This window comes from Pseudomonas azotoformans (assembly GCF_900103345.1).
GTDB lineage: Bacteria > Pseudomonadota > Gammaproteobacteria > Pseudomonadales > Pseudomonadaceae > Aquipseudomonas > Aquipseudomonas azotoformans.
Genome location: NZ_LT629702.1, coordinates 5,963,263 through 5,989,560 on the forward strand (window position 1 = coordinate 5,963,263; position 26,298 = coordinate 5,989,560).

Genomic DNA, 26,298 nt, shown 5'->3' on the forward strand with positions numbered 1-26,298 from the left:
GGGACCCTAGTTGGCATTTATTCAGGAAAGCCGGCAAGTATAACGGGGCTGGGAGCTGAGGGCGAGTTGAAGACTTGTGCAAATCAAATGTGGGAGGGGGCTTGCCCCCGATGGCGGCGTGTCAGTCAACTCAGCATTTGTTGACCCATCGCTATCGGGGGCAAGCCCCCTCCCACAGGGAGATTATGCAAGGCTCAGGACTGGTATTGGCTGAGCAGCCGCTCCATCCGCGCATCCAGCCGGCGCTTGATCTCGGTTTCGATGTGCGGGGCAAAGTCGTCGATCACGTCTTGCATGATCAGTTGCGCGGCGGCGCGCAGTTCGTTGTCCAGGTGCAGCAGAAGGGCGTCGGGCCCTTTTTCAGTGGGGGCAGGTTCGACGGCGGGAGCTTCGACAACCGGCTCCGGCGCGACAGGTTTGCCGCCGACCATATCGAACAGCAGCGGAATCTGTACCTCGCCTTCGACCGATTCGGTCAACAGCGGCGGTTGCAAGTCATCATCACCCAGCAGTTGGCGGATCGACTCCAGGTCGTCCAACAGGTGGTCGTCTTTTTTCAGCGGGTTTGGCGTGTCCATCATTTACTCAAAGTCGTTGTAGCCGGTGATCCTGGAGAGGATAGCCCTGTTCGCGGTAGAAACGGAAACTCTCCCGCGCGGCCTGACGAATAGCCGGATCTTCCACCACCACCTCTGCCACACGGGCAAAAGCCTTGGCGAACGGCGGTACTTTCAGGTCCAGGTTGACCAACAGGTCATGGTGATCGCCGCAACTGTCGCCCAGACCCAGTACCACCAGGCCTTCAGGTTCAGACTCGGCGGGGCCGTGGGGTACGAAGCTTTCGCCCTTGAAGCGCCACAGGCGGGCATCCAGCTCATCGCGTTGGGCGGCATCGCTGCAATGCAGGTAGATGCGGTGGCCCATGCGCCAGGCTTTTTCGGTGAGTTTGCAGGCAAAGTCCAGGCGCGCGAGCGGATCGGCGCTGGGCAATATATAGAAATCGACTTGGGTCATTGCGGTTCCTGACGCTGCCGTGGCCGCTGCTCTACTGTAGGAGCGAGCTTGCTCGCGAAAAACCTAATGGCAACACGTTCATCCAGGATGAACGCGTTATCGTTGACGTTCTTCGCGAGCAAGCTCGCTCCTACAAGGCGCGCGGCGAGGTTTAGGCCTTGGCGCGATCCAGCAGGTACTGGGTCAGCAGGGGCACCGGACGGCCAGTGGCGCCCTTGTCCTTGCCGCCGCTGGTCCAGGCTGTGCCGGCGATGTCCAGGTGCGCCCAGTTGAAGTTCTTGGCAAAGCGCGACAGGAAGCAGGCCGCGGTGATGGTGCCGGCTTTCGGGCCGCCGATGTTGGCGATGTCGGCGAACGGGCTGTCCAGCTGTTCCTGGTACTCGTCGAACAGCGGCAGTTGCCAGGCGCGGTCGTCGGCGGCTTTACCGGCGCTGAGCAGTTGCTCGATCAGCTCGTCGCTGTTACCCAGCAGGCCGGAGGTGTGGGAGCCCAGGGCGACGATGCACGCGCCGGTCAGGGTGGCGATGTCGATCACGGCCTGTGGCTTGAAGCGCTCGGCGTAGGTCAGTGCATCGCACAGCACCAGGCGGCCTTCGGCGTCGGTGTTGAGGATCTCGACGGTCTGGCCGCTGAGGGTGGTGACGATGTCGCCAGGACGGGTCGCGCCGCCGCTCGGCATGTTCTCGGCACAGGCCAGGATGCACACCAGGTTGATCGGCAGCTTGAGTTCCAGCACGGCACGCAGGGTGCCGAACACGCTGGCGGCGCCGCCCATGTCGTACTTCATCTCGTCCATGCCCAGGCCCGGCTTGAGGCTGATGCCGCCGGTGTCGAAGGTGATGCCTTTACCCACCAGGGCGTAAGGCTTCTCGGACTTCTTGCCACCGTTGTATTGCATCACGATCAGGCGTGGCGGCTGGTCGCTGCCCTGGCCCACGGCATAGAACGAGCCCATGCCCAGTTCCTTGATCTTCTTCTCGTCCAGCACTTCGACTTTCAGGCCCTTGAACTCCTTGCCCAGCGCCTTGGCCTGTTCGCCGAGGAAAGTCGGGTGGCAGATGTTCGGCGGCAGGTTGCCCAGGTCGCGGGTGAACGACATGCCGTTGGCGATTGCAGTCGCGTGGGTCACGGCGCGCTCGACTTCAGCCTGGGCGGCCTTGATGGTCAGCAGAGTGATTTTTTTCAGGGCGCGCGGTTCGGCCTTGGTGCTCTTGAACTGGTCGAAGATATAGCCGCCGTCCACCAGGCTCTCGGCCAGCAGGCGGGTCTTGCCGTAGCTGTCACGGCCTTTGACCACGATTTCGTCGAGGGCCAGCGTTGCATCGCTGCCGCCCAGGCCCTTGAGGGTAGTGAGTATGCCGCTGATGATCTTGCGGAACGGACGGTCACCCAGTTCGGCATCCTTGCCCACGCCTACCAGCAATACGCGATCGGCTTTCAGGTTGGGCAGGCTTTGCAGCAGCAGGCTCTGGCCCACTTTGCCGGCCAGGTCGCCGCGCTTGAGCACCGCGCTGATGGCGCCGCCGCTGAGTTCGTCGAGTTGCTTGGCGGCCACGCCGAGCTTGCGGCCTTCGCCGATGGCGACCACGAGGGTGGCGGTTTTCAACGTTTCGGGGCTAACGCTTTTTACAACCAGTTCCATTTTCGGGTCCCTTATAAAGGTCGGTTAGCCAGGAGTCTGTACTCCGGCTTTAATACCAGGCAGCTGTGTAAACCGCCGGCGACAAAGGCCGCAGTTTGAACCTCGCCGACGGAGCCTGACAACCCTTGGTGCACGCTTTGTGCGTGTGTACGAGCAAGCTCCGTGACAGGCGCGGTCAATCACAGGATAATGCGCCATCTTTTTAGCCGGCCCTGTGTAAACGGGCTGTCTCGGTATGCTTGCTTGTTTGGCCGCCTTAGCCTGACAACCCTGGAGTGTCTGGTTTGATCGTCTTCCGTTATCTGTCCCGCGAAGTTCTGTTGACCCTGAGTGCCGTGAGTGCGGTGCTGCTGGTCATCATCATGAGTGGTCGTTTCGTCAAATACCTGGCCCAGGCTGCCTCCGGCGCCCTGGACCCGGGCTCGCTGTTTCTGATCATGGGCTTTCGTCTGCCGGGCTTCCTGCAGTTGATCCTGCCGTTGGGCCTGTTCCTCGGGATCCTGCTGGCCTATGGCCGCCTGTACCTCGAAAGCGAAATGACCGTACTCTCGGCCACCGGCATGAGCCAGCAGCGCCTGCTGGGCATGACCATGATCCCGGCCGCCGGCATTGCGCTGATCGTGGCCTGGCTAAGCCTGAGCCTGGCGCCCCAGGGTGCCCTGCAGTTCCAGTTGGTGCTGAACAAGCAGGACGCGATGACCGAGTTCGACACCCTCGAGCCCGGCCGCTTCCAGGCGCTCAATGACGGTTCCCGGGTAACCTACACTGAAACCCTGACCGACGACCGTGCCAACCTGGGCGGTGTGTTCATCTCCGAGAAACGCCTGGGCCAGGACAAGAAAGACCGTGGCATTTCCGTGTTGGTGGCCGATTCGGGGCGCCAGGAAGTGCGTCCTGATGGAAGCCGCTACCTGATCCTGGAAAATGGCTACCGCTATGATGGCAGTCCGGGCATGGCCGATTACCGTGCGATCAAGTACGACACCTATGGCGTGATGCTGGCTCGCCCGGACATCAGCGACGAAGTCACCGACCGTGATGCCATCCCGACGACTGATCTGTGGGGCAGCAAGGATCTGCGTTCTATCGCCGAGCTGCAATGGCGACTCTCCCTGCCGCTGCTGGTGTTCATCGTGACCTTGATGGCCGTGCCGCTGTCGCGCGTCAACCCGCGCCAGGGCCGTTTCCTCAAGCTGTTGCCGGCGATCCTGCTGTACATGGCTTACCTGACCATCCTGATTTCCGCCCGCGGCTCCCTGGAGAAGGGCAAGCTGTCGCCGACCCTGGGCCTGTGGTGGGTACACGGGATCTTCCTGGTGATCGGCCTGGGGCTGCTCTACTGGGAACCGATCCGTTTGAAAATGATGAGCCGTCGTGGCCAGAAGGAGTTGGCTCGTGGCTAAGCTCGATCGCTACATTGGTAGCAGCGTACTGATCGCCATCCTGGCGGTATTGGGCATCATCCTCGGGCTGGCGTCGTTGTTCGCCTTCATCGATGAAGTGGGCAACGTCAGCGACACCTACACCGTGTGGGACGTGCTGAGCTACGTGGCCCTCACAGCGCCGCGCCGTCTTTACGACATGATGCCGATGGCTGCGCTGATCGGCTGCCTGATCGGCCTGGGCAGTCTCGCCAGCAACAGCGAGCTGACCATCATGCGCGCCGCCGGTGTGTCCATTGGCCGTATCGTCTGGGCCGTAATGAAGCCCATGCTGCTGCTGATGGCCTGCAGCGTGCTGATCGGCGAATACGTCGCGCCACCGGCCGAAACCACTGCCCAGGCCAATCGTGCCCTGGCCCAGGGGTCGGGCGATGCGCAAAGCTCCAAGCATGGCCTGTGGCACCGCCAGGGCGATGAGTTCATCCATATCAACGCGGTGCAGCCCGGTGGCCTGTTGATTGGCGTGACCCGTTATACGTTCGACAAGGAGCGTCACCTGCTGGAGTCCAGCTTCGCCAAACGTGCGCAGTACGGTGGGGAAAAATGGCAACTCAGCGACGTCACCACGACCTACTTCCGCAACATTGGCCAAGGCACCAAGGCCAGCACCGAAGTGATCAACGTGCCGAGCGAGGAGTGGGATATTGCCCTCAAGCCGGAACTGCTGAATACCGTGGTGATGATCCCGGAAAGCCTGCCGATCTCCGGATTGTGGGGTTACATCCACTATCTGAAGGATCAGGGCCTGAACAACGGCCGCTACTGGCTGGCATTCTGGGTCAAGGTGTTGCAACCGGTGGTGACCGCCGCGCTGGTGCTGATGGCGATTTCCTTCATCTTCGGCCCGCTGCGTTCGGTGACCCTTGGTCAGCGTGTCTTCACGGGTGTGCTGGTGGGCTTTACCTTCCGCATCGCCCAGGACTTGCTGGGTCCGTCGAGCCTGGTGTTCGGCTTCTCTCCTCTGTTTGCGGTGCTGGTGCCCACGGCCATCTGCGCCCTGGCGGGCTTCTGGTTACTGCGTCGGGCCGGTTGATACCGCGCTTATGATCAAAAAATGCCCTGGTCGAGAGATCGGGGCATTTTTGTTCTGGTCAGCAAAGATGACGTCTGGCCCGAGCATCAGGTACAATTCCCGGCTATTTTTCAGCGGGCAATCTGCCTGCAGCCTTTTTGAGTGTTGATCCGTGAGTGATTTGAGTCATATCCGCAATTTCTCCATCATCGCCCACATTGACCATGGCAAGTCGACGCTGGCCGACCGGTTCATCCAAATGTGCGGTGGCCTTGCCGAGCGCGAAATGGAAGCCCAGGTCCTGGACTCCATGGACCTCGAACGTGAGCGCGGCATCACCATCAAGGCCCATAGCGTTACCCTGTACTACACCGCAAAAGACGGTATCAAGTACCAACTGAACTTCATTGACACCCCCGGCCACGTTGACTTCACCTACGAAGTCAGCCGCTCGCTGGCCGCCTGCGAAGGCGCCCTGCTGGTAGTCGACGCCGGCCAGGGTGTTGAAGCCCAGTCCGTTGCCAACTGCTACACCGCGATCGAGCAAGGCCTGGAAGTGATGCCGGTGCTGAACAAGATCGACCTGCCACAGGCCGATCCGGACCGCGTCAAAGAAGAAATCGAAAAAATCATCGGCATTGACGCCACCGACGCCGTCGAGTGCAGCGCCAAGACCGGCCTGGGCGTCGACGAAGTGCTCGAGCGCCTGGTCAAGACCATTCCCGCGCCGACCGGCAACTACGAAGATCCGCTGCAAGCGTTGATCATCGACTCCTGGTTCGACAACTACCTGGGCGTTGTCTCGCTGGTACGCGTACGCCATGGCCGTGTGAAGAAGGGTGACAAGATCCTCGTCAAATCCACCGGCAAGATCCACCTGGTGGACAGCGTCGGTGTTTTCAACCCCAAGCACACCGCGACCACTGATCTGAAAGCCGGCGAAGTAGGCTTCATCATCGCCGGTATCAAGGACATTCACGGTGCGCCAGTCGGTGACACCCTGACCTTGAGCTCCACCCCTGATGTAGACGTGCTGCCAGGCTTCAAACGCATCCAGCCGCAGGTCTATGCCGGCCTGTTCCCGGTCAGTTCCGACGACTTCGAGGATTTCCGCGAAGCCCTGCAGAAGCTCACCCTCAACGACTCGTCGTTGCAGTACACACCGGAAAGCTCCGACGCCCTGGGCTTCGGTTTCCGTTGCGGCTTCCTCGGCATGCTGCACATGGAAATCATCCAGGAGCGCCTCGAGCGCGAATACGACCTGGACCTGATCACCACGGCGCCGACGGTTATTTTTGAGCTGGCGCTGAAAACCGGGGAAACGATTTACGTCGACAACCCGTCCAAGCTCCCAGACCTGTCTTCCATCGAAGACATGCGCGAACCGATCGTGCGCGCCAATATCCTGGTGCCACAGGAACACCTGGGCAACGTCATCACCCTGTGTATCGAAAAGCGTGGCGTGCAGCACGACATGCTGTTCCTCGGCACCCAGGTACAAGTGACCTACGATTTGCCGATGAACGAAGTGGTCCTGGACTTCTTCGACCGTCTCAAATCCACCAGTCGCGGCTATGCTTCGCTGGATTACCATTTCGACCGGTACCAATCGGCTAATCTGGTGAAACTGGATGTGCTGATCAACGGCGACAAGGTGGATGCCCTGGCACTGATCGTGCACAAGGACAACGCGCACTACAAAGGTCGCCAGTTGACCGAGAAGATGAAAGAACTGATTCCGCGCCAGATGTTCGACGTCGCGATCCAGGCCGCCATTGGCGGGCAGATCATTGCGCGGACCTCCGTCAAGGCACTCAGAAAGAACGTACTGGCCAAATGCTACGGCGGTGACGTAAGCCGTAAGCGCAAGCTGCTTGAGAAGCAAAAGGCCGGTAAAAAACGCATGAAGCAAGTGGGTAACGTGGAAATTCCACAAGAAGCCTTCCTTGCGGTGCTCAGGTTGGATAGTTAGGTCCTATGTCGCTAAATTTCCCGCTGTTGCTGGTCATCGCCGTTGCCGTTTGCGGTCTCCTGGCGTTGCTCGATCTGGTGTTCTTCGCCCCGCGTCGGCGGGCGGCTATCGCGTCCTATCAGGGCAGCGTCAGCCAGCCCGATGGCATGGTGATCGAGAAGCTGAACAAAGAGCCTTTGCTGGTTGAATACGGCAAGTCGTTCTTCCCGGTGTTGTTCATCGTGCTGGTGCTGCGTTCGTTCCTGGTGGAGCCGTTTCAGATCCCGTCGGGGTCGATGAAACCTACCCTGGACGTGGGCGACTTCATCCTGGTGAACAAGTTTTCCTACGGGATCCGCCTGCCGGTGATCGACAAGAAGGTCATCGAAGTCGGTGACCCGCAGCGCGGCGATGTGATGGTGTTCCGCTACCCGAGCGACCCGAACGTCAACTACATCAAGCGTGTGGTAGGGCTGCCGGGCGACGTGATTCGCTACACCAGTGACAAGCGCCTGTTCATCAACGGTGAGCCGGTGGCCGAGAAGCTGCTGGGTTCCGAGCCGAACAGCCTGGGCAGCGCCGAGTTGTACCAGGAAAAACTCGGTGCGGTAGAGCACGAAATCCGCAAGGAAATGAGCCGCTATCGTGCACAGCCTGACGGCCAGTGGACCGTGCCGGCCGGGCACTACTTCATGATGGGCGACAACCGCGACAACTCCAATGACAGCCGGTACTGGGATGATCCCAACATTCCCAAGGACCTGCTGGGCATGGTTCCCGACCAGAACATCGTCGGCAAGGCCTTTGCGGTCTGGATGAGCTGGCCGGAACCCAAACTCAGCCACCTGCCGAACTTCTCGCGGGTCGGGCTGATCAAGTAATACAGGCGGCGCTGTGAACACAGCGCCGAATGCTTTTCTGGGGTGGGGACAAATCGGTCCCGCCTCATGCAGCACCAACCAGGATTTGAATTTGAACACTGCGTCAATCGTCGATGGCCGCCGGTGCCACCAACTAGATATGGATAAACCGTGACCGTTTCTCTAGCACGCCTCGAGCGCCAGCTCGGCTACACCTTCAAGGATCAGGAACTGATGGTCCTTGCCCTCACACACCGCAGCTTTGCCGGGCGTAACAACGAGCGCCTGGAATTCCTCGGTGATGCCATCCTCAACTTCGTTGCCGGTGAGGCGCTGTTCGAGCGCTTCCCCCAAGCCCGTGAAGGCCAGTTGTCGCGCCTGCGTGCGCGCCTGGTGAAGGGCGAGACCCTGGCCGTGCTGGCCCGTGGCTTTGGCCTGGGCGAGTACCTGCGCCTGGGGTCCGGCGAGTTGAAGAGTGGCGGTTTCCGTCGCGAGTCGATCCTGGCCGATGCCCTTGAAGCGCTGATCGGTGCGATCTACCTCGATGCCGGTATGGAAGCCGCCAAGGAACGCGTCACTGCCTGGCTGACCTCCGAGATCGAAAGCCTCACGCTGGTCGACACCAACAAAGATCCCAAGACCCGCCTGCAGGAATTTTTGCAGTCCCGCGGGTGCGAACTGCCACGCTACGAAGTGGTGGATATCCAGGGTGAGCCCCATTGCCGCGTGTTCTTCGTGGAATGTGAAATCACCTTACTGAATGAAAAAAGCCGAGGTCAGGGTGTGAGCCGTCGTATTGCCGAACAGGTAGCGGCCGCTGCAGCACTGATTGCCCTGGGCGTGGAGAATGGCCATGACTGATTCAACCGCAACACGCTGTGGCTATGTTGCCATCGTCGGCCGCCCGAACGTGGGCAAGTCCACGTTGCTCAACCACATCCTTGGCCAGAAGCTGGCGATCACCTCGCGCAAGCCGCAGACCACCCGCCACAACATGCTGGGCATCAAGACCGAGGGCACCGTACAAGCGGTGTACGTCGACACCCCGGGCATGCACAAGGGTGGCGAGAAGGCGCTTAACCGCTACATGAACAAGACCGCTTCGGCGGCGTTGAAAGACGTCGACGTGGTGATCTTCGTGGTCGACCGCACCAAGTGGACCGACGAAGACCAGATGGTCCTCGAACGTGTGCAGTACGTCACCGGCCCGTTGATCGTCGCGCTGAACAAGACCGACCGTATCGAAGACAAAGCCGAGCTGATGCCGCACCTGAGCTGGCTGCAGGAACAACTGCCGAACGCCCAGATCATCCCGATCTCCGCCCAGCACGGCCACAACCTCGATGCCCTGGAGCGCGTGATCGCCGAGCACCTGCCGGAGAACGAACACTTCTTCCCGGAAGACCAGATCACCGACCGCAGCAGCCGCTTCCTCGCCGCTGAACTGGTGCGCGAGAAAATCATGCGCCAGATGGGCGCGGAGCTGCCGTACCAGATCACCGTGGAAATCGAAGAGTTCAAGCAGCAGGGCAAGACCTTGCACATCCATGCGCTGATCCTCGTCGAGCGTGATGGCCAGAAGAAAATCATCATTGGCGACAAGGGCGAGCGCATCAAGCGCATCGGCACCGAGGCGCGCAAGGACATGGAATTGCTGTTCGATTCCAAGATCATGCTCAACCTGTGGGTGAAGGTGAAGGGCGGCTGGTCCGATGACGAGCGCGCATTGCGCTCCCTGGGCTATGGCGACCTGTAAGGTCCTGAATGCACCGCAGGGCTGAAAATGTGGGAGGGGGCTTGCCCCCGATAGCGGTGGGTCAGTTGACAAATAAGTGACTGACACACCGCTATCGGGGGCAAGCCCCCTCCCACATTAGGTTTGTGTCGTTTTCAAAAGTGCATTCCAGCAGTGAGCAGCCATGTCCCAATCCCCACCCCCCAGCCAACTTGCCTACGTCCTGCACAGCCGCGCCTACCGCGAGACCAGCGCTCTGGTGGACTTCCTCACGCCCCAAGGCCGCCTGCGCGCGGTCTTGCGCAGTGCGCGGGGCAAGGCGGGCACCTTGGCGCGGCCCTTCGTGGCCCTGGACGTGGAGTTTCGCGGCAAGGGCGAGCTGAAAAACGTCGGCCGCATGGAAAGCGTGGGCACCTCGGCCTGGCTCAACGGCGACGCGCTGTTCAGTGGTCTCTACCTCAATGAACTGCTGATCCGCCTGCTCCCCGCCGAAGACCCGCACCCGGCCGTTTTCGACCACTACGCCGCCACCTTGCTCGCCCTGGCTGAAGGCCGCCCCCTGGAACCGTTGCTGCGTGCGTTCGAATGGCGCCTGCTTGACGACCTGGGCTACGGCTTCGAACTGGCCAACGACCTGCACGGCGAGCCCATCGCCGCCGATGGCATGTATCGCCTGCAAGTGGACGCCGGCCTGGAACGCGTCTACCTGCTGCAACCCGGTCTGTTCCAGGGCACCGAGTTGCTGGCCATGAGCGAAGCGGACTGGACCGCTCCCGGCGCCTTGTCCGCCGCCAAGCGCCTGATGCGCCAGGCCCTGGCCGTGCACTTGGGCGGGCGGCCGCTGGTCAGTCGCGAGTTGTTTCGAAAGCCCTGACAACCCCGTGTATGCTGTGCGGCGTTTCTTACCCTTTTCAGGAGCGCTTCCGTGACCACCAGCAATCGCATTCTTCTTGGCGTCAACATCGACCACGTCGCCACTCTGCGCCAGGCCCGGGGCACCCGTTACCCTGACCCGGTCAAGGCCGCGCTGGACGCCGAAGAAGCGGGTGCCGACGGCATCACCGTGCACCTGCGCGAAGACCGCCGCCACATCCAGGAGCGCGACGTGCTGCTGCTCAAGGATGTGCTGCAAACCCGCATGAATTTCGAAATGGGCGTTACCGAGGAAATGATGCAGTTCGCCGAACGCATCCGCCCGGCGCACATCTGCCTGGTGCCGGAAACCCGTCAGGAACTGACCACCGAAGGCGGCCTCGACGTGGCCGGCCAGGAAGCACGGATCAAGGCCGCCGTGGAGCGCCTGTCGAAGATCGGCAGCGAAGTCTCGCTGTTCATCGACGCCGACGAGCGCCAGATCGAAGCTTCGCGCCGTGTCGGTGCACCGGCCATCGAACTGCACACCGGCCGTTACGCCGACGCTACCACCCCCACCGAAGTGGCTGATGAACTGCAGCGCATCATCGACGGTGTGAGTTGCGGCCTCAAGGAAGGCCTGATCGTCAACGCCGGCCATGGCCTGCATTACCACAACGTCGAAGCCGTGGCCGCGATCAAGGGCATCAATGAACTGAACATCGGCCATGCGCTGGTGGCCCATGCGCTGTTCGTTGGTTTCAAGGGCGCCGTCGCCGAGATGAAAGCCCTGATCCTGGCCGCTGCCAAGCACTAAATAACACCGCAATCCCCCTGTGGAAATGGGCTTGTGTGGGAGCGGGCTTGCTCGCGAATACGGTGTGTCAGTCGATTCATGTATGGCTGACCCACTGCATTCGCGAGCAAGCCCGCTCCCACATAGGCGTATTCCATCTTTTGATCTCTGGTGTTTTCCCCCGCGTTTCAGCCATGCGGCAATGCGAACCCTTACTGTTTAGCCGTTGCAGGTGTATCGTATCTGCCCTTTGCAGGCCCTGGGCCTGCGGCTGATACGTGAGGTTGTTGTGTCCCGATCCTTTTCCCGTCGACAAATCCTGGGTGGTCTTGCAGGCCTGGCCGTAGTAGGCGTCGGTGCCGGTGGCGCCTATCGCTACTGGCTGGGGAAAGTCGCCGAAGCCGAGGCGGGACACGATTACGAACTGATCGCCGCGCCGCTGGACGTGGAGTTGGTGCCAGGGCACAAGACCCAAGCCTGGGCGTTCGGCCCTTCGGCGCCGGGCACCGAATTGCGGGTGCGCCAGGGTGAATGGCTGCGGGTGCGTTTCATCAACCACCTGCCGGTCGCCACTACCATTCACTGGCACGGCATCCGCCTGCCGCTGGAAATGGACGGTGTACCGTACGTTTCGCAATTGCCGGTACTGCCCGGCGAATACTTCGACTATCAATTCCGCGTACCCGACGCCGGTAGCTACTGGTACCACCCCCACGTGAACAGCAGCGAAGAACTCGGCCGTGGCCTGGTCGGCCCGTTGATCATCGAAGAGCGCGAACCCACAGGTTTCAAGCACGAACGCACCCTCAGCCTGAAAAGCTGGCATGTGGATGAGGAGGGCGCTTTCGTCGCGTTCAGTATCCCGCGTGAGGCCGCTCGGGGCGGTACGGCAGGGCGCTTGTCGACCATCAACGGCGTGTCCCAGGCGGTGATCGATTTGCCCGCCGGTCAGATCACCCGCGTGCGGTTGCTCAACCTCGACAACACCCTGACCTATCGCATCAACATTCCTGACGTTGAAGCACAGATCTACGCGCTGGACGGCAACCCTATCGAACCGCGTCCACTGGGCAAGGAATACTGGCTGGGCCCGGGCATGCGCATCTGCCTGGCGATCAAGGCACCGCCGGCGGGCGAGGAACTGTCGATCCGCAACGGCCCGGTACGCCTCGGCACCTTCCGTTCGGTCGCCAGCACCGATGCGCCCGGCGAATGGCCGCCTGCATTGCCCGCCAACCCGATCAGCGAGCCGGACCTGGCCAATGCCGAGAAGCTCAACTTCAATTTCGAGTGGGTGGGCTCGGTCTCGGTCAACACCGACAACGGCAAGCCACCCAGCCTGTGGCAGATCAACGGCAAGGCCTGGGACATCACCGACAAGACCTGCGCCGACCGCCCGATTGCCAAGCTGGAAAAGGGCAAGAGCTACATTTTCGAATTGAAGAACATGACCCAGTACCAGCACCCGATCCATCTGCACGGCATGAGCTTCAAGGTGATCGCCTCGAACCGCCACAAGGTGATCCCGTACTTCACCGACACCTACCTGCTGGGCAAGAACGAACGTGCCCGCGTGGCGTTGGTGGCGGATAACCCGGGCGTCTGGATGTTCCACTGCCACGTGATCGACCACATGGAAACCGGCCTCATGGCCGCCATCGAGGTGGCGTGATGCGCCAGATCCGCCCCACCGCGATCATCGACCGCAGCCGCGACCAGGACTTTATGCGCGAAGCCCTGGCCCTCGCCGCCCAAGGTGCTGCGCTGGGTGAAGTGCCCGTCGGCGCGGTGCTGGTGCAGGACGGTGAGATCATCGGCCGAGGCTTTAACTGCCCGATCAGCGGCAACGACCCCAGCGCTCACGCTGAGATGGTCGCCATCCGCGCCGCCGCGCAAGCCATCAGCAATTACCGCCTGGTGGGCAGCACCCTTTACGTGACCCTGGAACCGTGCAGCATGTGCGCGGGCTTGATCGTGCATTCACGGGTTGCCCGTGTGGTGTATGGCGCGCTGGAGCCCAAGGCGGGGATCGTGCAAAGCCAGGGGCAGTTTTTTACCCAGGGCTTTCTGAATCATCGAGTGTTGTTTGAAGGCGGGGTGCTGGCTGAAGAGTGCGGGACGGTCTTGAGCGAGTTCTTCAGGGCGCGAAGAGCCAAGCCCGCTCTCTAAACGACACTGGAGATCCAAATGTGGGAGGGGGCTTGCCCCCGATAGCAGTGTGTCAGTAAGCATATTTATGACTGATGCACCGCCATCGGGGGCAAGCCCCCTCCCACATTTGGAACTTTATTTTATCAGTGAGGTATCAGCGTCACTTCCTGGCGATGATCACCGCCCGCATCGGCGCCGGCAGCCCTTCTATAGTCTTGCTGTGGTCTTCGGGGTCGAGGAAGTCACTCAGCGACTGGTACTTCATCCACTCCGTCCCGCGCTGTTCCTCGACGGTGGTTACGCTCACATCCACGCAGCGCACATCGCTGAAACCTGCACGGCGCAGCCATAGCATCAGCGCCGGCACTGAGGGCAGGAACCACACGTTACGCATCTGCGCGTAGCGATCTTCCGGCACCAGCACTTGTTGCTGATCGCCTTCGACCACCAAGGTTTCCAAGACCAGTTCGCCACCCTTGACCAGGGTGTCTTTCAACGCCAGCAAATGCTCGATCGGCGAACGGCGGTGGTAGAACACGCCCATGGAAAACACCGTGTCGAAGCCTTCCAGATTCGCCGGCAGGTCTTCGAACGGGAACGGCAGGTGCCAGGCCTTGGGCTCGGAGAGGTAACGCTGCACCGCCTGGAACTGGCAGAAAAACAGCCAGTTCGGATCCACGCCGATCACGCTGTCGGCGCCGGCGCCGAGCATGCGCCACATGTAGTAGCCGTTGCCGCAGCCGACATCAAGGATACGTTTGCCTTTCAGATTCAGGTGCGGTGCAACCCGCGACCACTTCCAGTCCGAACGCCACTCGGTGTCCACATGCACGCCGAACAGGTTGAACGGCCCTTTGCGCCACGGGCTCAGGCCCATCAACGCAGTGTGCATCTGTGCGCGGGTGTCATCGTCGCAGTCGGTGTCGAGTGTCAGGCCGTTGAGCAAATCCACTTCGCTGGGCTGGATCTTGGGCAGCGCATCCAACGCACTCTGCCAACGCGCAAGGTCGCCATGACCCTTTTCCATCTTGCTGTCGAGTTGCGCTTGCAGGCCTTGGGCCCACACGGCCAGGGGAGTGCCGACCAGGTGGCGGGCGAGGGGGGACAGATCAATCATGGCAAGGCAATCAACGAGGCAAAGTTAAGACACTGGAACCACGGCACGACTTTCGAGAACCCGGCCGCCAGCAGGCGTTCGCGGTGTTCTTCGAGGCTGTCGGGCTTCATGACGTTTTCGATGGCGCTGCGCTTCTGGGCGATTTCCAGTTCGCTGTAGCCGTTGGCGCGTTTGAACGCGATGTGCAGGTCGGTGAGCAGCGCGTGTTCTTCGGCATCGTTGAAACGCAACTTCTCCGACAGGATCAACGCACCGCCCGGCAACAGCGATTGGCGGATGCGCGAGAGCAACGCCAGGCGTTCATCCGGGGCAATGAATTGCAGGGTGAAATTCAGCGCCACCACCGAGGCCGGGGCAAATTGCAGCGCGAGGATATCGCCCTCGATCACCTCGACCGGCAGCAACTCCTGGAACATCGAGTCCTGGCCATTGAGGTATTCACGGCAACGCTCGACCATGGCGGCCGAGTTATCCACCGCGATCACCCGGCAACCGTCAGTGCGCACATGGCGACGCAGGGCCTGGGTGACCGCGCCGAGGGACGAGCCCAGGTCATAGAGCACGCTATTGGGTTGGGCAAATTGCGCGGCGAGTACGCCGAGGTTCTCGACGATGGTCGGGTAACCCGGCACCGAGCGCTTGATCATGTCCGGGAACACCCGCACCACGTCTTCGTTGAAGGCAAAGTCCGGCACCTGGGGCAGGGGCTGGGCGAATAGGCGATCGGGTTCTTTGCTCACGGCTGTTCCGGCGACGATTGGGGAAAGGCCGGCATTTTAGCCAACTTGGCCCTCGGATGCGCGGGTTGTCTGATGGAAAGCCGAGGCGGTGATGCCCCATTGTCCCAGCCAATAAGTGACGATCAGCAAATACGGCGCCGCCTCGAACGCCACCACAAACCGATTGATCCCGATCAGCGTATCGGAAAACACAAACGACACCGCGCCCGCCGCGGCCAGCAGTGCCGAGCGCTGCGGCACCTCACTGCCCAAGCGTGCCAGTGCACGCCAGAGCATGGCGCTGATCACCAGCGCATACACCACCACCGGAATCAGCAGGTCGCCCAGGCCGTGGGAAATCAGGATGCTCAGCAGGATCGCGCCCACGCCCAACGCCAGTAGCAGCGGCAGCAGTGCAAGACGACGGCAGTCGCTGAAATAGGCCTTGAGGTACGCCAGGTGCGCAAACAGGAACGCACCCAGGCCAAAAATAAACAAGTCGCCTGGCCAGGCGAGCAGCACATCGCCCACCACGGAGAAAATCAGCCCCAGGCTGATCCAGCGTCGATAGTCGGTGGGCGGTGCATCATGCAGCCAGCCCAGCAGCGCCAGCACCGGCAGTGGCTTGACCAGCAGGCACAACAAGGTGGCATGGGTGGTCAGGCCGTAGATGAAAGTGCCGGCGCCCATCAACGCAAGAATCAGCCAAGGCATATCAGTTCACCGTAATGGCGCAGTCAAAGGTTTCGACGGGCTCGGCTTCCGGCTCCCAGGGTTGCTGGGAGGTCAGGCGCAAACGGCCCTGGCCGGCGGCGAAGGCCTGGAAGCGCCAGGTCGACTGGCCGCCGCCGCCGATCACCCCGGATTCTGTGCTGCTGTAGACCTCTGGGCTGAGTGCGCGCAGCACGCCGCCGGCGGAATCCTGGATGGCCCAGCGGTAACCGGTGGTGGGGTTGCTCGGGAGGGTGAGGATCAGGTTTTGTCCGCTTTTAAGTTGAAGCGGGCAGGCGCTCTGGTTGTCCACGCTGATGTTTTGCTTCGGTGCGCTGGCACACGCGGCCAGCAGGGCAAGGCTCAAGGGGAGAAGCAGGCGGGCAGCGGTCATGGGGGCTCCGTTCATTCACGACGAAGGGCGAGCATAACCGAAGATGAGACAAGGTGTGACAAGGCGGAAGCGACAAGAGTCAGTTGTAGTGAGCAGGCTTGCCCTGCGTTGGGCTGCGAAGCAGCCCCAAAACTAACGACCCATACTTTCAGGAAAAATGGGGTGTTTTAAAGAGGGGCTTCTTCGCAGCCCAACGCAGGGCAAGCCTGCTCACCACAGGGGCCAGACCAGGCACTACAAAATGATCAGAAGAGCACCTTCGCCACATCCGCAAAGCGCTTGGCAAAGTGCACCGTCATGCCTTCCTTCAGGTACTCCGGCAACTCTTCAAAACTGCCCCGGTTCGGCTCCGGCAAGATCAGCTCATGGATCTTCTGGCGCCGTGCCGCAATGACTTTCTCACGCACCCCGCCAATCGGCAGCACATGCCCGGTCAACGTCAGTTCGCCGGTCATGGCCACGCCTTTTTTCGGCGGCTGGTTACGCGCCAGCGACAACAACGCACTGGCCATGGTCACCCCGGCGCTCGGGCCGTCTTTGGGCGTGGCGCCTTCCGGCACATGCAAGTGCACGAAGGCTTCATCGAAGAACTTCGGATCGCCGCCAAACGATTTCAGGTTCGAACTGATATAGCTGTAGGCGATTTCGGCGGATTCCTTCATCACTTCACCCAATTGCCCGGTGAGCTTGAAGCCGCGGTTGAGCGTATGGATGCGCGTGGCCTCGATCGGCAAGGTTGCGCCGCCCATGCTGGTCCAGGCCAGGCCTGTGATCACGCCGGTGCCGGACAGCACTTGCTCATTGCGGAACACCGGCATGCCCAGGGAGCTTTCCAGGTCCTTGTTGCCGATCTTGATTACCGAATCCGGCTCATCCAGCAACTTGACCACCGCCTTGCGCACCAGTTTGCCCAGTTGTTTCTCCAACTGGCGCACCCCGGCTTCGCGAGCATAACCGTCGATGAGTGCGCGCAGGGCGCCGTCGCTGATGGTCAGGCTGGTTTTCGCGACACCGGCTTTTTCCAGCTGCTTGGGCCACAGGTGGCGCTTGGCGATGGCGACCTTTTCTTCGGTGATGTAGCCCGACAGGCGAATCACTTCCATACGGTCCAGCAACGGGCCCGGGATGGAGTCCAGCGTGTTGGCGGTGCACACGAACAGCACCTTGGACAGGTCCAGGCGCAGGTCCAGGTAGTGATCGAGGAATTCGACGTTCTGCTCCGGGTCGAGGGTTTCCAGCAGCGCCGATGCCGGGTCGCCCTGGAAGCTCTGGCCCATCTTGTCGATCTCGTCGAGCATGATCACCGGGTTCATCACCTCCACATCCTTGAGCGCCTGCACCAGCTTGCCGGGCAGCGCGCCGATGTAGGTGCGGCGATGACCCTTGATCTCGGCCTCGTCGCGCATGCCGCCGACGCTGAAGCGATAGAACGGCCGGCCCAGGGACTCGGCGATGGATTTGCCCACACTGGTCTTGCCCACACCCGGCGGGCCAACCAGCAGCACGATGGAGCCGGCGACTTCGCCTTTATAGGCGCCCACCGCGAGGAACTCGAGGATGCGACTCTTGATGTCATCCAGGCCCGCATGGTGTTTATCCAGCACCTTGCGCGCGTGTTTCAGGTCGAGCTTGTCTTCGCCGTATACGCCCCACGGCACCGAGGTGGCCCAGTCCAGGTAGTTGCGTGTCACCGCATACTCCGGCGAACCGGTCTCGAGGATCGACAACTTGTTCAGCTCTTCATCAATGCGTTTTTTCGCCTGGGCCGGCAGCACCTTGCCTTCCAGGCGTTGCTCGAACTGTTCGACGTCCGCGCTGCGGTCGTCCTTGGTCAGGCCCAGTTCCTGCTGGATGACCTTGAGCTGTTCCTTGAGGAAGAACTCGCGTTGGTGCTCGCCGATCTTGCGGTTCACCTCGGCGGAGAGTTCTTTTTGCAGGCGGGCGACTTCGACTTCCTTGCGCAGCATCGGCAGCACTTTTTCCATGCGCTTGAGCATGGGCACGCAGTCCAGCACTTCCTGCAACTCGTTACCGGTGGCCGAGGTCAGCGCGGCGGCGAAGTCGGTGAGCGGCGACGGGTCGTTGGGGCTGAAGCGGTTGAGGTAGTTCTTCAGCTCTTCGCTGTACAGCGGGTTGAGCGGCAGCAGTTCCTTGATCGCATTGATCAGCGCCATGCCGTAGGCCTTGACCTCGTCGGTCGGCTCGCTGGGCTGGTGCGGGTATTCGACTTCCACCAGGTAGGGTGGGCGGTGATGCTTGAGCCAGGTCTTGATGCGCACGCGGGTCAGGCCCTGGGCGACGAATTGCAGCTTGCCGTTCTCGCGGCTGGCGTGGTGCACCTTCACCAGGGTGCCGTACAACGGCAGGCTGGAAGTGTCGAAGTGGCGCGGGTCTTCCGGTGGCGTGTCCATGAAGAACAGCGCCAGGGAGTGGTGATCGGACTTGCTTACCAGCTCCAGGGTTTCGGCCCATGGTTCTTCATTGACGATTACCGGTAGCACTTGCGCCGGGAAGAACGGCCGATTGTGGATCGGGATGATATAGACCTTGTCCGGCAGGTTTTGCCCAGGCAGGGCCAGGCCGGTGTTGGACGAGGCGGATTCAGCGTTTTCGGGGTCGGCGTAGTCGTTGAGGTCGTAATCAGGGAAATCTTGCTGGTCGCTCATGGGGCACCTGCATAAGGAAGTATGGTGCTTAGATGGGGCGGGGCAGTGGTGGTTTCAATGGCGGGGTGGAGTTAGCAACAAATTGCATGAATTCAACGATCGTTCCCACGCTCTGCGTGGGAATGTCTCCGGTGACGCTCTGCGTCACGCGTTAGGACGCGGAGCGTCCAGGGCTGCATTCCCACGCGGAGCGTGGGAACGATGCGTGTTAGCTGATTTTGTGGAGGTAGCCGGGCAACGGCTGCTCCGGCAACACCGACAGCACCTTCAAACGCTGCAACATCCGCTGGCGCGCCCGCTGCAAGTGCTCGCGCAGGTTCAACGCTGCCGCATCAAACGCGCCATGCAGCAATAACTCCAGAATCAACCGATGTTCGGCCAACATGGCTGGATCAGCGCCGATCCCCAACAGACGGTAGAAAATCCGGCTGATGATCATCGGGCTCTGGCCCTGGCGGATCAACGCAGCGATCTTGCGGTTCTGCAGCCCGGCCAGGCAGCGTTGGTGCAAGTCTTCCTCGATCTGCTCGATGGCCTCCAGGCTGCAGTGGGGGCTGTCCTGGGCGGCCAGTACGCGCTGCAACATGGTTTCGAGCAACTCGCGGTCGAGGTGGGGCGCGCTCTGGCGCAGCGCTTCAGGTTCCAGGCAGGCGCGCAGTTCGTAGTCTTCGGTGACTTCCCGCGCGGTCAAAGGCCCCGCCAGCCATTGGGTGTAGGGCTCCTTTTCCACCAGGCCACGGTCGCGCAGGCGCATCAGCGCTTCGCGCACCACCGCACGGCTGACGCCGTAGTGGTCGGCGGCGGCTTGCTCGTCGAGGCGGTAATGGCCGAAGGCGATACAGGTGGACAGCGCCGCGCCGATCTCTTCGACGATGCGTTCGCCCAACGGCCGCGTGTCCACCAGTTCATCCTCACCGTTGAGCCCCAGGTGTGCATGGCTCAGGGGCAGGCGCAGCGGTTCCATCGCCAGGCCTTCGGGGTTGATCAGGTAACCCCGGCCGTTGAAGCGACAGATCAGGCCTTCTTCATGCAACAGGTCCAGGGCCTTGCGCACCGGCACACGACTGGTGCCGAACAATTCGGCCAGCGGCGCTTCCAGCAAGACCAGGCCATGGCGCGCAGTGCCGTTGACGATCGCATCACGCATCACCTTGTGAATCATCGCGTAACGGGAGGCCGAGGCGGACACTGCTTTCATTGCATTCTCTGGGCTGAAGAGTCTGGGGCCGGGGATTCTCTCATAAGTCGTGCCTGTCACTCTGCGCCACGTCGGTGGCACTTTTTTGGGGCCTGGAAAGTGCGGATGTTACTTTTCTGCACCAGAATGTACTTATTAATAAAAGATACATTATTTCATTGAGGGCGCTCTTCCGTGTCCTGGCAAGATTTTTCCTGCCATCTGAAAGCATCTATCCCGCTGCTCTGGGCAAATATCCCTCACTGCGCACAAACGTCACGATACAGACTGGCACGGAATCTGCCTTTGTAAAATGTACATTTTATTAATAAGTACGTTTTGTGAGGATCAAGCCGATGTCAGACGCCACTTCCATGGCCGAGGATTTCGCCAGTGGTCGCAGCGACCCGGTGCAAGCCCTCGAACAGGCACTCGATCAGGCCAGTCAGGCCCCTGCCGTGTTCATCAGCCTGACCGCCGAGCGTGCCCGCCGTGAAGCCGAAGCCTCGGCTGCCCGTTGGCGCGCCGGCCAGCCATTGAGTGGGTTCGATGGGGTGCCGCTGGCCTGGAAGGACCTGTTCGATGTGGCCGGCAGCATCACCACCGCAGGCGCCGCCTATCGCCGCAACGCGCCTGCCGCGTTGCTTGATGCGCCTACGGTCGGCCTGTTGTGCCGCGCCGGAATGGTCAGTATCGGCAAGACCAACCTCAGCGAACTGGCTTATTCCGGCTTGGGCCTGAACCCGCATTTCGGCACGCCGCATAATCCCCATGGCAGCGACCAACCGCGCATTCCTGGCGGCTCGTCGTCCGGCTCGGCGGTGGCGGTCGCGGCCGGGATCGTGCCCATCGCCATGGGCACTGACACCGCCGGTTCCATCCGCATCCCATCGGCGTTCAATGGCCTGGTGGGCTACCGCAGCAGCAGCCGACGCTACAGCCGCGACGGGGTGTTTCCCCTGGCCCACAGCCTCGACAGCCTCGGCCCGCTGACCCGCAGCGTGCGCGATGCGCTGGCCATCGACGACCTGCTGCATGGCCGTACCCAGACCCACACCGCCCGCAGCCTCAAGGGCCAGCGCTTTGTGCTGGCGCAACAGGACGCTGAACCCGCCGTGCGCAACAACCTGCTGCGCGCCGTGGAGCAACTCAAGGCCCGGGGCGCACTGGTTGAAGAGCGCGAATGCGCGACCTTCCAGGCCACCCTGGACCTGATCAAGCACCACGGCTGGCTCGGTTCCTTCGAAGCCTTTGCCCTGCATGAAGCGCTGCTCGACAGCCCTGATGCCGAGCAACTCGACCCTCGCGTACGTCGCCGTCTCGAAGCCGCGCGCGCACTGCCTGCCAGTCAGCTTATCCACCTGACCGACGCACGCCGCCGCCTGCAACAGCAACTGATCGACGACCTCGACGGCGCCCTCCTGATCACCCCCACCGTCGCCCATGTCGCACCCGCCCTGGCACCGCTGGAGGCCGACGACGACCTGTTTGTCAAAACCAACCTCGCCACCCTGCGCCTGACCATGCCCGGCAGCTTGCTCGACATGCCCGGCGTGACCCTGCCCAGCGGCCGCGATGCCCAGGGCCTGCCCACCGGGCTGCTGCTCAGCGCCCCGACCGGAGAAGACGCGCGCCTGCTGCGCGCGGCGTTGTCCGTCGAAACCGTACTTAACGTTTAAGGAGACACACCATGGCTAAAGACATCCTCTGTGCATTTGGCGTCGACGTTGACGCCGTCGCCGGCTGGCTCGGTTCATACGGCGGCGAAGACTCGCCGGACGATATCTCCCGTGGCCTGTTCGCCGGTGAAATCGGCGCGCCGCGCCTGCTCAAGCTGTTCGAACGTTATGGCCTGCGCACCACCTGGTTCATCCCCGGTCACTCGATGGAAACCTTCCCGGAACAGATGAAGGCCGTGGCCGATGCCGGTCACGAAATCGGCGTGCACGGCTACAGCCACGAAAACCCCATCGCGATGACGGCCGAGCAGGAAGAAATCGTCCTGGATAAATCCATCGAACTGATCACCCAGGTCACCGGCAAGCGCCCCACCGGCTATGTCGCGCCGTGGTGGGAGTTCAGCAAGGTCACCAACGAACTGCTGCTGAAAAAAGGCATCAAGTACGACCACAGCCTGATGCACAACGACTTCCACCCCTACTACGTGCGCAAGGGCGACAGCTGGACCAAGATCGACTACAGCCAGCACCCCGACACCTGGATGAAGCCCCTGGTGCGCGGCGAAGAAACCGACCTGGTGGAGATCCCTGCCAACTGGTACCTCGACGACCTGCCGCCGATGATGTTCATCAAGAAAGCCCCCAACAGCCACGGCTTCGTCAACCCGCGTCACCTCGAAGAAATGTGGCGCGACCAGTTCGACTGGGTCTACCGCGAACACGAACACGCGGTGTTCACCATGACCATCCACCCCGATGTGTCCGGCCGCCCGCAAGTGCTGCTGATGCTGGAGCGCTTGATCGAACACATCCAGAGCCATGCCGGCGTGCGCTTCGTCACCTTCGACGAAATCGCCGACGACTTCATCCGCCGCCAACCCCGTACCTGATACACCGCCCTGTAGGAGCGGGCTTGCCCGCGAAAATCGTCAACGATGACGCGGGCATCCTGGATGACCGCGCTGTCTATGCGTTCTTCGCGAGCAAGCTCGCTCCTACAGGCGGCCACTAACCCCTGAGGCGCGACCCATGTCCATCTACAACAAGCTTGACCTGACTGGCTGGAAACCCCGGCAACTGACGTCCCAGGAAGTGCGCTTCGCCACCTGGATCGCGTTTTTCGCCTGGGTGTTTGCGGTGTATGACTTCATCCTGTTCGGCACCTTGCTGCCGGAGATTGGCCGGCACTTTGGCTGGGGTGAAGTGGAGCAAGCGGAAATCGCGACCTGGGTCGCGGTGGGCACGGCGGTGGTGGCCTTCGCCATTGGCCCGGTGGTCGACAAGTTGGGCCGGCGCAAAGGCATTATCTTCACCGTGGCCGGCTCTGCACTGTGTTCGGCGCTGACCGCAATCGGTGGTGCGTGGGGCAAGTCGCCGCTGATTTTGATCCGTTCGTTGGGCGGCCTGGGCTATGCCGAGGAGACCGTCAACGCCACCTATCTCAGCGAGCTGTACGGCGCCTCGGAAGACCCGCGCCTGACCAAACGCCGTGGCTTTATCTACAGCCTGGTGCAAGGCGGCTGGCCGGTCGGTGCGTTGATTGCCGCTGGGTTGACCGCGCTGTTGCTGCCGATCATCGGCTGGCAGGGCTGCTTTATCTTCGCCGCGATCCCGGCCATCGTCATCGCGATCATGGCACGCAAGCTCAAGGAGAGCCCACAGTTCCAGATTCACCAACGTATCAGCGAGCTGCGTAAAAGCGGCGCGGTGAAAGAAGCGCAGAACGTCGCCGTGACCTACGGCGTCGACTACGACGAACACAGCAAGGCTGGCCTCAAGGCCGCCTTCCGTGGCCCGGCGCGCCGCGCCACGTTGGTGATCGGCGCCGCGCTGTTACTCAACTGGGCGGCGATCCAGGTGTTCAGCGTGCTGGGCACTTCGGTGATCGTCAGCGTGCACCACATCTCGTTCGAGAACTCGCTGATCATCCTTGTGCTGTCGAACTTGGTGGGCTACTGCGGTTACCTCAGCCACGGCTGGATGGGCGACAAGATCGGCCGTCGCAATGTGATCGGCCTGGGCTGGATGCTCGGCGGTCTGGCGTTTGCCGGGATGCTGTTTGGCCCGAGCAATATGCCGATGGTGGTCGGGCTGTACAGCCTGGGCCTGTTTTTCCTGATCGGGCCGTACTCGGCGGCGCTGTTCTTTATCAGCGAGAGTTTCCCCACCAGCATCCGTGCGACCGGTGGCGCGATCATCCACGCCATGGGGCCGATTGGTGCGGTGGTCGCAGGCTTTGGCGCGACCCAAGTGTTGTCCGCCGGCAGCGACTGGCAGACCGCCGCGCTGTGGTTCGGCGCGCTGCCGTGCTTCCTGTCCGGCGCGCTGATGTTCGCCGCACGGCATGTGCGTCCGGAAACCGTTCAGTAAGGAGTGATTGATGAGCCGTAAAGTTGCTTTGATTACCGGTGCCGCCAGTGGCATCGGCCAAGCCCTCGCCGTGGCCTATGCCCGCGTGGGTGTGGCGGTGGTGGGCGGGTATTACCCGGCCGACCCCCATGACCCGCAGGCCACCGTCGGCCTGGTGGAAGAAGCCGGCGGCGAATGCCTGATGCTGCCGTTGGACGTGGGCAATACTGCCTCGGTGGACGCCCTGGCCGAACAGGCGGTGGCGCATTTCGGCCGGCTGGACTATGCCGTGGCCAATGCCGGCCTGCTGCGCCGCGCACCGTTGCTGGAGATGACCGACGCGCTGTGGGACGAGATGCTCAATGTCGACCTCACGGGGGTGATGCGCACCTTCCGTGCGGCCACCCGGCATATGACTGAAGGCGGCGCGCTGGTGGCGATTTCGTCGATTGCCGGTGGCGTGTATGGCTGGCAGGAACACAGCCATTACGCGGCGGCCAAGGCCGGTGTGCCGGGGTTGTGCCGGTCGCTGGCGGTGGAATTGGCGCCGCTGGGGATTCGTTGCAATGCGGTGATCCCGGGGTTGATCGAGACGCCGCAGTCACTGGATGCAAAGAATTCGCTGGGGCCGGCAGGCTTGGCGAAAGCGGCGCGGGCGATTCCCTTGGGCCGGGTAGGGCGGGCAGATGAAGTGGCGTCGCTGGTGCAGTTCTTGACCAGTGATGCGTCGAGCTATTTGACCGGGCAAAGCATCGTTATCGACGGTGGTTTAACCGTGCGCTGGCCTGACTGATGTACCCGATCCAAATGTGGGAGGGGGCTTGCCCCCGATGAGAGTTTCTCAGCCAGCTTATCTGTAGCTGACACTCTGCAATCGGGGGCAAGCCCCCTCCCACATTGGAACTGCGTTTTCTGTAGGAGATGTGTGTATGCCTCAACTTCTTAACCGCCGCGCCGTGATCACCGGCGCCGGCAGCGGCATCGGCGCCGCCATCGCCCGGGCCTACGCCGCTGAAGGTGCACGCCTGTTGCTGGCCGACCGCAACGCGGCCAGCCTCGCCGAAACCGCGATCACCTGCCGCAACCTCGGCGCCGAGGTGTTCGAGTGCCTGGCCGACGTGGGCACTGTCGAAGGCGCCCAGGCCAGTGTCGACCGCTGCGTCGAACACTTTGGCGGCATCGACATCCTGGTCAACAACGCCGGCATGCTCACCCAGGCCCGTTGCGTGGACCTGACCCTTGAAATGTGGAACGACATGCTGCGCATCGACCTCACCAGCGTGTTCATCGCCAGCCAGCGTGCGTTGCCGCATATGCTTGCGCAGCGCTGGGGGCGGATCATCAATGTGGCTTCGCAACTGGGCATCAAGGGCGGCGCCGAGCTGACCCATTACGCCGCGGCCAAGGCCGGGGTGATCGGCTTCACCAAGTCCTTGGCCCTGGAGGTGGCCAAGGACAATGTACTGGTCAACGCCATCGCCCCCGGCCCCATCGAGACGCCGTTGGTGGGCGGTATCAGCGAGGACTGGAAGCGTGCCAAGGCCAAGGAGCTGCCCCTGGGCCGCTTTGGCCTGGCGGATGAAGTGGCGCCGGTGGCGGTGCTGCTGGCCAGCGAGCCGGGCGGCAACCTGTTCGTCGGCCAGACCCTGGGCCCGAACTCCGGCGATGTCATGCCATGAGCGAGGTGTAGCCATGTGCGGACTCTGCGGGCTGCTCGGCGAAGACCTGCACTGGAGCGATCCCCTGGGTGACGAACTGCCCCGGCGCCGCGAACGCCTGCGCCGGATTGCGGCGATCAACCAGGTGCTGGCGGTGTTCCGGCTCAAAGTCGAGGACTTCCAGGGCACGTCCTATCTGCTGTTGGGCGCCACCGGCAAACAGGCACTCGCCAATGGCTTGGACCCACTCTGGCTGGCCGCCGAAACCATGCTCGGCCGCCCGTTAGACCCCCTCGACCCCCAACTGCTCGACCACTTGGAACACAACCCGTTGTAGGAGCGAGCTTGCTCGCGAAGAATGCAGAGGCGCCGC

At 62.0% G+C, this 26,298-nt stretch carries 25 protein-coding genes; 16 read left to right on the plus strand and 9 right to left on the minus strand.

Translation table 11 applies throughout. The annotated features are described in order from the left end of the window. Positions 1–194 precede the first annotated feature (194 nt). The 3 genes from BLR69_RS27045 to BLR69_RS27055 all read right to left on the minus strand — a co-directional run bounded on the left by BLR69_RS27045 (position 195) and on the right by BLR69_RS27055 (position 2,656). The gene (locus BLR69_RS27045; RefSeq protein ID WP_071494017.1) at positions 195–578 is read right to left on the minus strand and encodes a DNA polymerase III subunit chi; all 384 of its coding nucleotides are present in this window, start codon (positions 576–578) and stop codon (positions 195–197) included. A 7-nt stretch (positions 579–585) separates the two neighbouring features. Beyond that, positions 586–1,014: a DNA polymerase III subunit chi gene (locus tag BLR69_RS27050; protein WP_012722396.1), complete on the minus strand. Its 429-nt coding sequence runs from the start codon at positions 1,012–1,014 to the stop codon at positions 586–588. A gap of 151 nt (positions 1,015–1,165) precedes the next feature. Next, the gene (locus BLR69_RS27055; RefSeq protein WP_071494016.1) at positions 1,166–2,656 is read right to left on the minus strand and encodes a leucyl aminopeptidase; all 1,491 of its coding nucleotides are present in this window, start codon (positions 2,654–2,656) and stop codon (positions 1,166–1,168) included. A gap of 284 nt (positions 2,657–2,940) precedes the next feature. On the opposite strand from BLR69_RS27055, the gene lptF reads away from it, so the two are divergent. The 10 genes from lptF (at position 2,941) to tadA (ending at position 13,473) form a co-directional block, all read left to right on the plus strand. Continuing rightward, a complete protein-coding gene (gene lptF, locus BLR69_RS27060) occupies positions 2,941–4,059 on the plus strand; it encodes an LPS export ABC transporter permease LptF (protein ID WP_071494015.1) in 1,119 nt (372 codons plus the stop codon). Beyond that, positions 4,052–5,131 (plus strand): LPS export ABC transporter permease LptG, encoded by a 1,080-nt coding sequence (gene lptG / locus BLR69_RS27065; protein WP_071494014.1) that lies wholly within the window; start codon positions 4,052–4,054, stop codon positions 5,129–5,131. Before lptF ends, lptG begins: the two co-directional genes overlap by 8 nt. Positions 5,132–5,282: 151 nt before the next feature. Further along, the gene (lepA, locus tag BLR69_RS27070; RefSeq protein ID WP_003210439.1) at positions 5,283–7,082 is read left to right on the plus strand and encodes a translation elongation factor 4; all 1,800 of its coding nucleotides are present in this window, start codon (positions 5,283–5,285) and stop codon (positions 7,080–7,082) included. Between the two features lie 5 nt (positions 7,083–7,087). After that, entirely contained in the window at positions 7,088–7,942 is an 855-nt protein-coding gene (gene lepB, locus BLR69_RS27075; RefSeq protein ID WP_071494013.1) for a signal peptidase I, read from the plus strand. A 150-nt stretch (positions 7,943–8,092) separates the two neighbouring features. After that, positions 8,093–8,782 (plus strand): ribonuclease III, encoded by a 690-nt coding sequence (rnc, locus tag BLR69_RS27080; protein ID WP_012722401.1) that lies wholly within the window; start codon positions 8,093–8,095, stop codon positions 8,780–8,782. Beyond that, on the plus strand, positions 8,775–9,677 hold the full coding sequence (gene era / locus BLR69_RS27085) for a GTPase Era (protein ID WP_033902448.1): 903 nt from the start codon (positions 8,775–8,777) through the stop codon (positions 9,675–9,677). The genes rnc and era overlap by 8 nt, the downstream gene beginning before the upstream one ends. Positions 9,678–9,840: 163 nt before the next feature. Beyond that, on the plus strand, positions 9,841–10,530 hold the full coding sequence (gene recO / locus BLR69_RS27090) for a DNA repair protein RecO (protein ID WP_058425777.1): 690 nt from the start codon (positions 9,841–9,843) through the stop codon (positions 10,528–10,530). 51 nt (positions 10,531–10,581) lie between these two features. Continuing rightward, complete coding sequence (gene pdxJ / locus BLR69_RS27095; RefSeq protein ID WP_058425776.1) at positions 10,582–11,325, plus strand: pyridoxine 5'-phosphate synthase; 744 nt, start codon at positions 10,582–10,584, stop codon at positions 11,323–11,325. Between the two features lie 268 nt (positions 11,326–11,593). Next, on the plus strand, positions 11,594–12,976 hold the full coding sequence (locus tag BLR69_RS27100; protein WP_134434984.1) for a multicopper oxidase family protein: 1,383 nt from the start codon (positions 11,594–11,596) through the stop codon (positions 12,974–12,976). Next, positions 12,976–13,473, plus strand: a complete 498-nt coding sequence (gene tadA / locus BLR69_RS27105) for a tRNA adenosine(34) deaminase TadA (RefSeq protein WP_071494011.1) — start codon at positions 12,976–12,978, stop codon at positions 13,471–13,473. Before BLR69_RS27100 ends, tadA begins: the two co-directional genes overlap by 1 nt. A gap of 142 nt (positions 13,474–13,615) precedes the next feature. Here tadA and cmoB read toward each other — a convergent pair whose 3' ends face one another. The 6 genes from cmoB to BLR69_RS27135 all read right to left on the minus strand — a co-directional run bounded on the left by cmoB (position 13,616) and on the right by BLR69_RS27135 (position 20,260). Continuing rightward, the gene (cmoB, locus tag BLR69_RS27110; RefSeq protein ID WP_071494010.1) at positions 13,616–14,572 is read right to left on the minus strand and encodes a tRNA 5-methoxyuridine(34)/uridine 5-oxyacetic acid(34) synthase CmoB; all 957 of its coding nucleotides are present in this window, start codon (positions 14,570–14,572) and stop codon (positions 13,616–13,618) included. Beyond that, positions 14,569–15,312, minus strand: a complete 744-nt coding sequence (gene cmoA, locus BLR69_RS27115) for a carboxy-S-adenosyl-L-methionine synthase CmoA (RefSeq protein ID WP_071494009.1) — start codon at positions 15,310–15,312, stop codon at positions 14,569–14,571. The genes cmoB and cmoA overlap by 4 nt, the downstream gene beginning before the upstream one ends. Before the next feature lie 36 nt (positions 15,313–15,348). Beyond that, the gene (locus tag BLR69_RS27120) at positions 15,349–16,005 is read right to left on the minus strand and encodes a lysoplasmalogenase (protein WP_071494008.1); all 657 of its coding nucleotides are present in this window, start codon (positions 16,003–16,005) and stop codon (positions 15,349–15,351) included. 1 nt (position 16,006) lies between these two features. Next, positions 16,007–16,396, minus strand: coding sequence for a protease inhibitor I42 family protein (locus BLR69_RS27125; RefSeq protein ID WP_071494007.1), 390 nt, complete (start codon positions 16,394–16,396; stop codon positions 16,007–16,009). 245 nt (positions 16,397–16,641) lie between these two features. Continuing rightward, the gene (lon, locus tag BLR69_RS27130) at positions 16,642–19,062 is read right to left on the minus strand and encodes an endopeptidase La (RefSeq protein WP_071488647.1); all 2,421 of its coding nucleotides are present in this window, start codon (positions 19,060–19,062) and stop codon (positions 16,642–16,644) included. A gap of 208 nt (positions 19,063–19,270) precedes the next feature. Beyond that, positions 19,271–20,260: a GntR family transcriptional regulator gene (locus BLR69_RS27135; protein WP_071494006.1), complete on the minus strand. Its 990-nt coding sequence runs from the start codon at positions 20,258–20,260 to the stop codon at positions 19,271–19,273. 335 nt (positions 20,261–20,595) lie between these two features. Between BLR69_RS27135 and BLR69_RS27140 the strand changes: the two genes are divergently transcribed. From BLR69_RS27140 to BLR69_RS27165, 6 genes are all read left to right on the plus strand, one after another. Then, positions 20,596–21,918 (plus strand): amidase, encoded by a 1,323-nt coding sequence (locus tag BLR69_RS27140; protein WP_071494005.1) that lies wholly within the window; start codon positions 20,596–20,598, stop codon positions 21,916–21,918. 11 nt (positions 21,919–21,929) lie between these two features. Further along, on the plus strand, positions 21,930–22,808 hold the full coding sequence (locus tag BLR69_RS27145) for a polysaccharide deacetylase family protein (protein WP_003234086.1): 879 nt from the start codon (positions 21,930–21,932) through the stop codon (positions 22,806–22,808). Between the two features lie 139 nt (positions 22,809–22,947). Next, positions 22,948–24,288, plus strand: coding sequence for an MFS transporter (locus BLR69_RS27150; protein WP_071494004.1), 1,341 nt, complete (start codon positions 22,948–22,950; stop codon positions 24,286–24,288). Between the two features lie 10 nt (positions 24,289–24,298). Then, positions 24,299–25,060, plus strand: a complete 762-nt coding sequence (locus BLR69_RS27155) for an SDR family NAD(P)-dependent oxidoreductase (protein WP_071494003.1) — start codon at positions 24,299–24,301, stop codon at positions 25,058–25,060. Positions 25,061–25,196: 136 nt separating this feature from the next. Continuing rightward, a complete protein-coding gene (locus tag BLR69_RS27160) occupies positions 25,197–25,946 on the plus strand; it encodes an SDR family NAD(P)-dependent oxidoreductase (RefSeq protein ID WP_071494002.1) in 750 nt (249 codons plus the stop codon). 13 nt (positions 25,947–25,959) lie between these two features. Next, a complete protein-coding gene (locus BLR69_RS27165) occupies positions 25,960–26,262 on the plus strand; it encodes a hypothetical protein (RefSeq protein ID WP_071494001.1) in 303 nt (100 codons plus the stop codon). Positions 26,263–26,298: the final 36 nt, after the last annotated feature.